Consider the following 9,994-nt stretch of genomic DNA (forward strand, 5'->3'; position numbering starts at 1 on the left):
CCGGCGCACCGTGGTCGCCGGATTGACGCAGCGGCCGGAATCCGCCGGGTTCGATGCGAAGGACATGCGCCCGCCGATGCCGCTGACGCGCTCGGTCTCGCTGCGCTGGCGGGTGACGCTGCTGGCCGCCTCGGTGGTGGCCGTGGCCGTCGCCTCCACCTCCATCGCCGCCTATGCCATGGTGGCGCGCTCGCTGTACGCCGATGTCGACACCCAGCTGCGCGCCCGCGCCTCGCTGATGATCGACAACAACTTCGACTCGCTCGGCTTCCAGTCGATCGTGCTGGCCGGGCTGTACTCCAGTGACGTCGGCGTGGCGCTGATCTTCCCGGATCTGTCGCCGTATGTGCCGCCGCAGTCGACGAATCCGCCCATCAGCAGCCAGGAATTGGCGGTGGCGCGCGGGGAGATCGGCTTCTCGCTGCGCACCGTCGACAATCAGCGGGTGCTGGCCCGGCGCACGCATTCCGGCTCCACCCTGGTGGTTTCGCAACGCCTGCAACCCACCCGCGAGGTGCTCGACCGGCTGGCCTGGCTGTTGTTCGTGGTGGGCGGGTGCGGCGTCATGCTGGCCGCCGCCGCGGGAACGGCCGTGGGCCGCACCGGTTTGCGGCCCATCGCCCGGCTCACCGCGGCCACCGAACGCGTGGCCCGCACCGACGATCTGACCCCCATACCGGTAACGGGCGACGACGAACTCGCCCGGCTCACCGACAGTTTCAACACCATGCTGCGCGCACTGGCCGAATCCCGGGAAAGACAACGGCGATTGGTGGCCGATGCGGGGCACGAGCTGAAAACGCCATTGACCTCGTTGCGCACCAATATGGAATTGCTCATCGCCTCCTCCCGGCCGGGCGCACCGCGCATTCCGGACGAGGACATGGCCGAACTGCGCTCCGATGTCATGGCGCAGATCGAGGAATTGTCCACGCTGGTGGGCGATCTGGTGGACCTGGCCCGCGAGGACGCCCCGGACACCGTGTACGAGGTGGTCGATATCGGCGATGTCACCGAACGCGCCCTGGAACGAGCGCGGCGGCGGCGCAGCGGAATCGAATTCGAGGCGCAATTGCGACCCTGGTTCGTCTACGGCCACGAAGCGGGCCTGGAACGCGCCATCCTCAATGTGCTCGACAATGCCGCCAAATGGAGTCCGGCCGGGGCCAAGGTGCTCGTCACCATGACCGAGAACGGCCGCGGCCTGCTGGAGCTGTCGGTCGACGACGCCGGACCCGGCATTCCGCTCGCCGAACGCGAGCTGGTGTTCGAGCGCTTCTACCGGACCACCGCCTCGCGCTCCATGCCCGGCTCCGGTCTGGGCCTGGCCATCGTCAAGCAGGTGGTGACCAAACACGGCGGCACCATCACCATCGACACCTCCGAACGCGGCGGTGCGCTCATCCGTATCGTTCTGCCCGGAGAGGGTGCGCCACCCGCGGTCGCGGAGGAAAGTTAGAACCCTCCGGAAAAAGCAAGCACGGTCTCAGTCCGCTCTCAGTCGTCACCGCCAATGTTGGCCAGGAGACTCGAGGAGAAACGAGAAAATGACCGAGGATTCGAAGGACAGGCAGGGCAACGCAGGTTCGCAGGACAGCACCGACGGCCCCCAGGGCACCCCCGCCGCGCAGCCCGATCCGGCCGCCCCCGGCGGTCCCGCGCCTTCGGCTCCCGCCGCCCCCGCGCCCCAGCAGCAGCCGCACGGTTACGGGCCCTACGGGCAGCCCGCGCCGGGACAGCCCTACGGCGGACATCCCTACGGCGGCGCACCGGCCGGCTACGGCTCTCCCGAGACCTCCGGTGTGCATGCCACCGAACAACTTCCGACGGGTCCGTACGGCCCGGCGTATGCGGCGTCGGGGGCCGGATACGCCGCCGGAGCGCACCAGACCGGCCAGCACCGGAACGGGCCGCAGCACACCGAGCCGATCTACGGCGCGGGCGGTCCGGGGCAGCCGGTCGGTCCCGGCGCCGGATATCCGGGCACGCCCGGCGCTCCTGCGCCGAAGCGGAACTCCAAGACCGCGCTCGTCGCCGGTGCGCTGGCGCTGGCGCTGGTGAGCGGCGGCATCGGCGGTGCGGTCGGCACCCTCGCCACCCGGGACAGCGCCGGGCATTCGACGATCACCAATGCCCTCGACGCGCCGCGCAAGGTGAACGAGGTCGCCAATGCGCCGGAGGGTTCGGTGCAGGCGGTGGCCCAGAAGGTGCTGCCGAGCGTGGTCATGATCCAGGTGGCGGGCAATCGGGCCGCGGGCGAGGGCTCGGGTGTGGTGCTCTCCTCGGACGGCCTGATCCTCACCAACAATCACGTGGCCAATGGCGCGGGGCCGAACGCCAAGATGGAGGTCTCCTTCTACGACGGCTCCACCGCCTCGGCCACCCTGGTCGGCGCGGATCCGGTCTCCGATCTGGCGGTCATCAAGGTCACCGACAAGAAGGATCTGACCCCGATCGAGCTCGGCTCCTCGGAGAACCTCCAGGTCGGCCAGGCCACCGTGGCGGTCGGCTCACCGCTGGGCCTGGCGGGCACGGTGACCACCGGTATCGTCTCCGCGCTCAACCGCCCGGTATCCACCAGCGGCGAAGCCGGGTCGCAGGGCACCGTCATCGACGCCATCCAGACCGACGCCGCCATCAACCCGGGCAACTCCGGCGGCGCGCTCGTGGATATGAACGGCAAGCTCATCGGCATCAATACCGCCATCGCCACCCTCGGCGACGCGGAGACGGCCGGTGCGCAGAGCGGATCCATCGGCCTCGGCTTCGCCATTCCGGTCGACACCGCGCGCCGGGTGGCCGACGAACTGATCAAGACCGGCAAGGCCACCTACGCCCAGATCGGCGTGAAGGTGCGCGGCGGCGACGATGTGAACGGTGCGCGCGTGCTGGAGGTGACCGCGAACGGCCCGGCCGCCAAGGCGGGCATCCCGAACGGCGCGATCATCACCAAACTCGATGACCAGCCCATCGATTCGGGCAATGCGCTGATCGCCGCGGTGCGGTCGCACAAGCCCGGCGACAAGGTCAAGGTGACCTACACCGACGAGCAGGGACAAAACCAGAAGACCGTCGAGGTGACCCTCGGCGAAGCGGCAGTGGAGGGCGGCAGATGATGATGCACGAAAGCGGACGGGTGCCCATGCCCGCCATCCGGGTCCGCCCGGACGGGGAGTGGGAGCTGTTGTCGGGCAAGGGCGCTACGGTGAGCACCATGGAAATCGATGCCCCCGTGGCGGGCCGTGCTCTTGTCGTTGTCGTCGACGACCGAACCGCCCATGGCGGGGTCGACTCGCTGGGCCCGCTGGTGACGGAACTACTCACCGAGGCCGGGTTCCTGGTCGACGCCTCGGTATCGGTGTCGGCCGACGAGGTCGAGATCCGCAATGCGCTCAATACCGCCGTCATCGGCGGTGTCGATCTGGTCATCTCGGTGGGCGGCACCGGTATGTCGCCGCGCGATGTGACGCCCGAGGCCACCGAAGAGGTCCTCGATCGGGTGCTGCCGGGTATCAGCGAGGCGCTGCGCTCGTCGGGACTCGCCTCAGGCTCGCTCGACGCGGGTCTGTCGCGCGGTCTGGCCGGTGTCTCCGGCAGCACGCTGGTGGTAAACCTGCCGGGTTCGCGTGCCGCCATTCGCGACGGTATGGCCACCCTGGGCCCGCTCGCGAGCCGGGTCATCGATGAACTCTCCGGCCTGGCGGAATGACCGCCGAGTCCGAGCAGAACTCCGAGCAACCCCGTCCGGCCGAGCGCCGGGCGGGGTCTCGTCGTCTTTCCGCTGCCGAGAAGGCGAAACTCGCGCGCATATTCGGTGACGCGCTACCCGACACCACCTCCGACGAGCGCGCGCCCGCACCGGATTCCGGGCAGTCCGGCGACGACTGGCTGCGCTCGCAGGTGCCGCCGCATCACGGCTGAGCCGCCACCCTTTCGCGCGCCATTCTGAGCGCGCTCATTTTCGAGTCCGCTCAGGGACGAAGCCATTTCGTTATCACTTTCCCCGGTCGGGGACGCTAAACGCGTTCCCCGTTTTTCATGCTGTTTTCCGCATGTGCACCCTGGTGTTGCCATCTAATTGCTGATGTGGCTAGGGTCTCGTTCGGGTCAACAAACCTACTAGTCCAAAGGGTTTGAGGCAGACGCTTGAGTATTGCCGTCCGGAAACTCGAGAGTTGCTCATTGGGAATTGGCCTTGTAGGTGACCCATCCAGCTTCGGTGGTCGGAGCTGGTCGGTAGACAACCTGATGAGGGAAAGAATGAGCGAGAACCGCACCAGCGGCTTCCGTCGCGTCGGCCGTGTCGCGGTCTTCGGCGCAGCCGCCTCCGTGGCCGTGGGTCTGCTGTCGACCGGCGCCGCGAACGCCGACACCTTCGTGCCGTTGCCGGACGGCCAGAAGGCGAGCCCGGCGGGCGTTACCATCAGCCGCGTCGGCGAGCACGCCGTCATCTCGCCGTCGCTGGCCGCCAATGGCGCCGGTCGTACCGCGTGGGTGTCGGGCAAGGTCTTCGCCGATGTCACCAACACCCCCGAGGGCGAGGTCGGCCCCTGGAACGGCGCCACCAACGCCCCGGGCTCCAACAACTCCTCCACCCACGGCGCCTCCCGCCTGACCACCGGCTACATCGTCGGTTGCCAGGTCAGCCTCGCCGATGACGCCATCTCCGCCGGTGTGTCCGGCGGCGTGAGCCTGTCCGGCGGCAGCCTCGGCGGCTCCATGGGCCTGAGCCTCGGCCCGGGCCAGGTCAAGTTCGTCGAGATCCAGGGCAAGGACATCCTGAAGAACGGCACCTACTCGGTGGAGTACCAGGACGTCCCGATGGAGATCAACGGCTGCGCCGGCTACGCCCAGGCGCGCGCCTACACCGTGGTCGAGATCATCGGCGATCACTACTCGAAGACCACCCTCTACGGGCAGCCGTTCAGCATCGGCTGACGTTGGTCGCGAACCGCTAATTCACATCTCGCGTAAGCGAGTTCGACCCTAGAAGGAATTCTCATGAACATTCGCAAGACTGCGGCCCGGGTGGCCGGCGTCGGCTTCGCCGCTACCGCCGCTATCGGCCTGTTCTCCACCGGTGCGGCCAATGCCGACACCTTCGTCGGCCTGCCCGGCGGCGAGATCACCCAGACCCTGTCCGACGGCACCGTGGTGAACGTCCGGCTGGTCGGTGAGTCCGCCAATATCAACCCGTCGCTGGGCTCCACCCCGCTGCACCGCAACGCCTGGGTTTCCGGCTCCGCGCAGGTGCAGATCTCCGGCGCCAACGGCACCGTCGGCGGCAAGATCGTCCCCGGTTACGTGGTGGGTTGCCAGGTCAATATCTCCGGCGGCGGCGCCGAGGCCAGCCAGAGCAACGACTTCGCGGTGAGCGCCGACGGCGTCAGCGTCACCCCGGGCGCGCTCAACGGCGGCGGCAAGCTGACCCTGGGCCCCGGCCAGTCCAAGGCCTTCTACATCCTGGACCTGGAAGCGCCGGACGACTACGGCAGCGAGTCGCACAACAAGAACAACAAGTTCAAGGGCTCGAACGGCTCGGTGACCTGGGCCGACACCACCATCGCCCTGGGCGGTTGCGCGGGCTACGCGCAGGCGCGTTCGTTCGTGCAGGTGCAGGTCGAGACCGACAATGTCGTCGGCACGGTCACGCTCTGGGGTCAGCCCTTCAGCCTCGGCTGATTCGGTAGCCTTCCGGCTGATTCGGCAACCGCTGCGGCGGATTCGTTCCAGCTCAGCGGATCTTCAAGGGGTCCGGTGCTAAAGCACCGGGCCCCTTTTGCTATTCATAGCCTTCTCGGCATAGCTGCGGGTAGTTGTGAAGCCGTCCAAGTTCTCTTCTCTCTCACGAGTCAAACGTCACACTTGTGATGTAAAGTGCCCACCGTCGCTACGTGAAAAGAATTCGTTAGCAGTAACACAGCGGCAACAATGTGGCGACAAACTAACCCGGGTTCCTCAAAGAACCCATTTCAGCTCCGGTGGTCGGGGATGACCGCAAGAAACCTGATGAGGGGAAGTATGAGCGAGAACCGCACCAACGGTCTGCGTTCCGGAGCCCGTTTTGCGGGTGTCGGCGCGGCCGCTGCCGTGGCCATCGGCCTGTTTTCGACTGGTGCTGCCAGCGCCGATACCTTCGTGCCGTTGCCGGACGGTCAGAAGGTGTCGCCCAGTGGAACCGTGACCATCACCCGTACCGGTGAGCACGCCATCGTGTCGCCGTCGCTGGCTGCCAATGGCGCCGGCCGTACCGTCTGGGGCAGTGGCAATGCCACCGCAGACGTTGCCGAAACCCCCGAGGGCGAAGCCGGTCCGTGGAACGGTCCGACCAACAACCCGGGCACCAATAACTCCTCCACCCATGGCATTTCGCGCCTCAGCACCGGCTACATCGTCGGCTGCCAGGTGTCCATCGCCGACGATGCGATCGGCGCCAGCGTCGGTGGCGGCATCGACACCTCCGGCTTCAGCCTGAGCGGCGGCATGAGCCTGAACCTGGGCCCCGGCCAGGTCAAGTGGGTCGAGGTGCAGGGCAAGGACATCCCGAAGGCGGGCGTGTACTCGGTCGAGTACATGGACGCCGAGATGGAGATCCAGGGTTGCGCGGGCTACGCCCAGGCGCGGTCGTACACCGTCGTCGAGATCATCGGCGACCACTACTCCAAGACCACCCTGTACGGCATGCCGTTCAGCATCGGCTGACGTGGTCCGGCCCGCAAAAACTCTTCTCGCGCAAGCGAATTCAACCCCTGAGGGAAAAAGAATGAACATCCGTAAGACCATGGTGCGGGTGGCCGGTGTGGGTGCCGCCGCTACCGCCGCTATCGGCCTGTTTTCCGCCGGCGCCGCCAACGCCGACACCTTCATCCCGCTGCCGGGCGGCGAGATCACCAAGACCCTGTCCGACGGCACCGTCGTGACCGTCAAGCTCGTCGGCGAGTCCGCCAACATCAGCCCGTCCATGGGTTCCACCCCGCTGCACCGCAATGCCTGGGCCTCCGGTTCCGCGCAGGTCACGCTGTCCGGCGCCGAGGGCGCCACGGGCGGCAAGATCCGTCCGGGTTACGTCGTCGGCTGCGAGGTCAACATTGCCGGTGGCGGCGCTGAGGGCGGCGTCGAAGGCGGCGGCACCTGGGAGGGCGAAGGCAGCCTGGGCGCCACCACCGGTGGCAGCCTGAGCCTCGGCCCGGGCCAGGCCGCGAAGTTCTACGTCCTGGATCTGGAAGCGCCGGATGACTACGGCAACGAGGATCACAGCGGCAAGAACAAGTTCAAGGGCAACTTCGGCTCGGTGACCTGGGCCGACACCACCATCGCCCTGGGCGGTTGCGCGGGCTACGCGCAGGCGCGTTCGTTCGTGCAGGTGCAGGTCGAGACCGACAATGTGATGAGCTGGGTCACCCTGTGGGGCCAGCCGTTCAGCCTCGGCTGATAGTCACGGCGTAAGACGAATGGGCCCGGCGCTTTTCGCGCCGGGCCCATTCGGTTTTTGCGGGGCCCTTCAGCTTTCGTGTTTTCCGCCGCCGCTGGCATTGCCGCCTTCGGCGAGTAGATCCCGAATCTGGTGCAGCAGTTCGTTATCGGTGAGTGCGTCATCGGACTTGCCCCAGCGCTGCTTGGCGCGGGTGGCCGGAGCCACCAGGACGAAGTACAGCAGGGCCGCGATGATGAGGTAGTTGAGCGCGGCGGTGATGATCGGGCCGATGGCGATGAAGGTCGCCGGTTTGTCGGCCACCAACTGGAATCCGAGTCCGAGTTCGTTGGAGCCGCCGAATACAGCCAGCAGCGGATTGATCACGCCATCGCTGAATGCGGTGACGATGGCGACGAACGCGGTGCCGATGACCACGGCCACGGCCAAGTCGACGACATTACCGCGGAGTAGAAAATCCTTGAAACCCTTGAGCATTGCCGAAAACTCCTCTGCGTGATAGCCGGTGGAGCCTGGAGTGCTGTGATAGAGCCCGAGTAATAGCGGATATCGGCGATGCTAGTTCACGCCGCCCGCGCCTCAATGGAACACGACGGTCAGCGCGCTGCGCAATGACGCCGCCGCCACCACGGTCGCATGCCGCGCATCCATGGCCACCAGTACCACCCGCTCGCCCCGCCCGTCCCGGCCCTGCCGCCCGGCATCCCCGGGCGCCAGCACCACCGCCGCATCCGGCACCAGCAACAGCGCCGCCCGCCCGCCGCCCCCACCCTCGTCGTAGGCCACCACGTCCACCCGATCCCCGGCTCGCAGCACATCGGCAACAGGATTGTCCGCCAACCGAATCGGAACAATTCGAGCATCCGCGGCCCCACCCGCGACCACCGCCAGCCGCGGCCCCACCACCCGCAATTCGGTGAGCACCTCCCCTTCGGCGACACCCCCGGTCAACGTCGCCCCCACCACCCGCTCCGACTCCCGTACCGCCCCCGCAGGCAATTCATCCGCCGCCCGCGGCACCCGCCGCACATCCGCATCGCCGAGCACATGCCCGGGCGGCAACTCCCGCGCCGCCACCACAACCTCGGTCCGCCGATCCTCCGGATCTCCCCGCACCGCCACAACAGCCGCGATCACCAGTAGCTCCATCGCCGAAACCCGCCGCAGCAACACCCCATCCGCCCAACGCGGCAGCCCCGCACCAGTGAATTCGAATCGGCGAAGTCGGTCCATGCCGCGCAGTCTACGACCACACCCCCACCCACAGCCCCCACAATTCAGCCACCTGTGGATAACTCGGGCATTGTGAAAATCGCCCGTCCCCGAGAGGTAAGGGGGTTCCGGGGGCTTAGCCCCCGCCTTGTCTTTCTTTCGCGCCGAAGGCGCGGCGCTCAGGCCGCGGAGGTGCTGGAGGTGCTCGCCGTGGAGGTGGTCGAGGTCGAGGCGCTCGACGCGGAGCTGGAGTTGCTAGAGTCCGTGGAGGTGGACTTGGCAGGCTCGGCGGAGGTGGACCCGTTGCGGCTGTCGGTGCGGTAGAACCCGCTGCCCTTGAAGACGATGCCGACCGAGTTGAAGAGCTTGCGCAGCTTGCCGCTGCACTGGAGGCAGGTGGTCAGCGCATCATCGGAGAAGGACTGCACGATGTCGAACTTGTTGTCGCACTCGGTGCACGCATACGAGTAAGTAGGCATCGGGTAACCTCCACAGTCTTCGTCGATTTAGCACTCTACAGCTGACAGTGCCAACACTGCCAATCGGGTGTCAATTCCCGGCCGATCAGCCGAGCTCGAGCAACCCGCCGCCGGGCGTCAGCGCCCACCCCATTCGATGGTCGTGCGCCTCTTCCGGCAAATGATCAACGAGTTCATCGTCGCGCACCACGGCGATCAATCGCACATCGGCACGACAAGCCGCCAAACTGCGGTCGTAATAACCCGCCCCGCGCCCCAATCGCACCCCGCGCCGATCCACCGCGAGCGCCGGAACCAGAATCACCTCGGCCTTCGCCAGGGCATCCGCCACCGGCTCCCCATCCGGCTCCGACAATCCGAACCGCCCCCGCCGCAACCGCTCCGGCCCCAGATATTCCGCCCACGCGAGCGGCCCCGGCCCGCCGGTGACCGGCAGCAGCACCCGGGCCCCGCCGCTCCGCAGCGCGTCCAACATGGCCAGCGACCCCGGCTCACTCCCGACCGGCACATACGCGCACACCCACGCCGCCCCGAGCCCGCCGACGGCCGCGGCCAGCGCCTCCGCCTCGCGCGCCCGCACCGCCGCGGGCAGCGCCTTGCGTCGCCCCAGGATCTCCTCCCGCCACGCCTTCTTGTCCCGCACACCATCGGTCACGCCCCAACGATATGCGCCCGCCCCCATGCTCCCGACAGCGCAAGTCCGCGATCATCCTGTCGACGAGGTGCGCTCCAGCAACGCGCATCGCCATCCGCCTGTTGTAGATCCGAACGGGTGCGGCATTCCGCCGTGCGGCTGCCGCTCGGCTGCCCGCGTCGGTTCTGATGCGCTGTTCGCTGTGTTGGCGGGTGGATTCGCGCACCGTGGAATCGG

General features: G+C 67.5%; 12 protein-coding genes. 8 read left to right on the forward strand and 4 right to left on the reverse strand.

From position 1 onward, the window contains the following. The first annotated feature begins 64 nt into the window (after positions 1–64). The 8 genes from NC4_RS06015 to NC4_RS06050 all read left to right on the forward strand — a co-directional run bounded on the left by NC4_RS06015 (position 65) and on the right by NC4_RS06050 (position 7,432). The gene (locus NC4_RS06015) at positions 65–1,459 is read left to right on the forward strand and encodes a HAMP domain-containing sensor histidine kinase (RefSeq protein WP_084528618.1); all 1,395 of its coding nucleotides are present in this window, start codon (positions 65–67) and stop codon (positions 1,457–1,459) included. An 88-nt stretch (positions 1,460–1,547) separates the two neighbouring features. Then, complete coding sequence (locus NC4_RS06020) at positions 1,548–3,116, forward strand: S1C family serine protease (protein WP_084528571.1); 1,569 nt, start codon at positions 1,548–1,550, stop codon at positions 3,114–3,116. Between the two features lie 26 nt (positions 3,117–3,142). Continuing rightward, positions 3,143–3,709, forward strand: coding sequence for a MogA/MoaB family molybdenum cofactor biosynthesis protein (locus NC4_RS06025; RefSeq protein ID WP_067533860.1), 567 nt, complete (start codon positions 3,143–3,145; stop codon positions 3,707–3,709). Then, complete coding sequence (locus tag NC4_RS06030) at positions 3,706–3,921, forward strand: hypothetical protein (protein ID WP_067533477.1); 216 nt, start codon at positions 3,706–3,708, stop codon at positions 3,919–3,921. Before NC4_RS06025 ends, NC4_RS06030 begins: the two co-directional genes overlap by 4 nt. Positions 3,922–4,260: 339 nt before the next feature. Further along, positions 4,261–4,938, forward strand: a complete 678-nt coding sequence (locus tag NC4_RS06035; protein WP_067533480.1) for an MspA family porin — start codon at positions 4,261–4,263, stop codon at positions 4,936–4,938. A gap of 63 nt (positions 4,939–5,001) precedes the next feature. Beyond that, the gene (locus tag NC4_RS06040) at positions 5,002–5,682 is read left to right on the forward strand and encodes an MspA family porin (RefSeq protein ID WP_067533483.1); all 681 of its coding nucleotides are present in this window, start codon (positions 5,002–5,004) and stop codon (positions 5,680–5,682) included. Positions 5,683–6,021: 339 nt separating this feature from the next. Beyond that, complete coding sequence (locus NC4_RS06045; RefSeq protein ID WP_067533486.1) at positions 6,022–6,702, forward strand: MspA family porin; 681 nt, start codon at positions 6,022–6,024, stop codon at positions 6,700–6,702. A 61-nt stretch (positions 6,703–6,763) separates the two neighbouring features. Further along, the gene (locus NC4_RS06050; RefSeq protein ID WP_067533489.1) at positions 6,764–7,432 is read left to right on the forward strand and encodes an MspA family porin; all 669 of its coding nucleotides are present in this window, start codon (positions 6,764–6,766) and stop codon (positions 7,430–7,432) included. 69 nt (positions 7,433–7,501) lie between these two features. On the opposite strand, the gene mscL is transcribed toward NC4_RS06050, so the two are convergent. The 4 genes from mscL to NC4_RS06070 form a co-directional block, all read right to left on the reverse strand. Then, positions 7,502–7,909 carry a large conductance mechanosensitive channel protein MscL gene (gene mscL / locus NC4_RS06055; protein ID WP_067533492.1) on the reverse strand — a complete coding sequence of 136 codons (408 nt, stop codon included), beginning with the start codon at positions 7,907–7,909 and terminating at the stop codon, positions 7,502–7,504. Positions 7,910–8,011: 102 nt separating this feature from the next. Next, positions 8,012–8,665, reverse strand: a complete 654-nt coding sequence (locus NC4_RS06060) for an SAF domain-containing protein (protein WP_067533495.1) — start codon at positions 8,663–8,665, stop codon at positions 8,012–8,014. A 158-nt stretch (positions 8,666–8,823) separates the two neighbouring features. Next, complete coding sequence (locus tag NC4_RS06065) at positions 8,824–9,123, reverse strand: FmdB family zinc ribbon protein (protein WP_067533498.1); 300 nt, start codon at positions 9,121–9,123, stop codon at positions 8,824–8,826. Between the two features lie 85 nt (positions 9,124–9,208). After that, positions 9,209–9,778 carry a 5-formyltetrahydrofolate cyclo-ligase gene (locus NC4_RS06070; protein ID WP_245721516.1) on the reverse strand — a complete coding sequence of 190 codons (570 nt, stop codon included), beginning with the start codon at positions 9,776–9,778 and terminating at the stop codon, positions 9,209–9,211. Between the last annotated feature and the right edge of the window lie 216 nt (positions 9,779–9,994).

It is taken from the genome of Nocardia crassostreae (genome assembly GCF_001613405.1).
Taxonomy (GTDB): Bacteria; Actinomycetota; Actinomycetes; order Mycobacteriales; family Mycobacteriaceae; genus Nocardia; species Nocardia crassostreae.

Excerpts from the sequence above, each read along its gene's own strand:
- NC4_RS06030 (WP_067533477.1), top strand. The coding sequence starts at position 3,706 with ATGACCGCCGAGTCCGAGCAGAACTCCGAGCAACCCCGTCCGGCCGAG.
- mscL (WP_067533492.1), bottom strand. The coding sequence starts at position 7,909 with ATGCTCAAGGGTTTCAAGGATTTTCTACTCCGCGGTAATGTCGTCGAC.
- NC4_RS06045 (WP_067533486.1), top strand. The coding sequence starts at position 6,022 with ATGAGCGAGAACCGCACCAACGGTCTGCGTTCCGGAGCCCGTTTTGCG.
- NC4_RS06040 (WP_067533483.1), top strand. The coding sequence starts at position 5,002 with ATGAACATTCGCAAGACTGCGGCCCGGGTGGCCGGCGTCGGCTTCGCC.
- NC4_RS06015 (WP_084528618.1), top strand. The coding sequence starts at position 65 with ATGCGCCCGCCGATGCCGCTGACGCGCTCGGTCTCGCTGCGCTGGCGG.
- NC4_RS06060 (WP_067533495.1), bottom strand. The coding sequence starts at position 8,665 with ATGGACCGACTTCGCCGATTCGAATTCACTGGTGCGGGGCTGCCGCGT.
- NC4_RS06050 (WP_067533489.1), top strand. The coding sequence starts at position 6,764 with ATGAACATCCGTAAGACCATGGTGCGGGTGGCCGGTGTGGGTGCCGCC.
- NC4_RS06020 (WP_084528571.1), top strand. The coding sequence starts at position 1,548 with ATGACCGAGGATTCGAAGGACAGGCAGGGCAACGCAGGTTCGCAGGAC.
- NC4_RS06065 (WP_067533498.1), bottom strand. The coding sequence starts at position 9,123 with ATGCCTACTTACTCGTATGCGTGCACCGAGTGCGACAACAAGTTCGAC.
- NC4_RS06025 (WP_067533860.1), top strand. The coding sequence starts at position 3,143 with ATGCCCGCCATCCGGGTCCGCCCGGACGGGGAGTGGGAGCTGTTGTCG.
- NC4_RS06035 (WP_067533480.1), top strand. The coding sequence starts at position 4,261 with ATGAGCGAGAACCGCACCAGCGGCTTCCGTCGCGTCGGCCGTGTCGCG.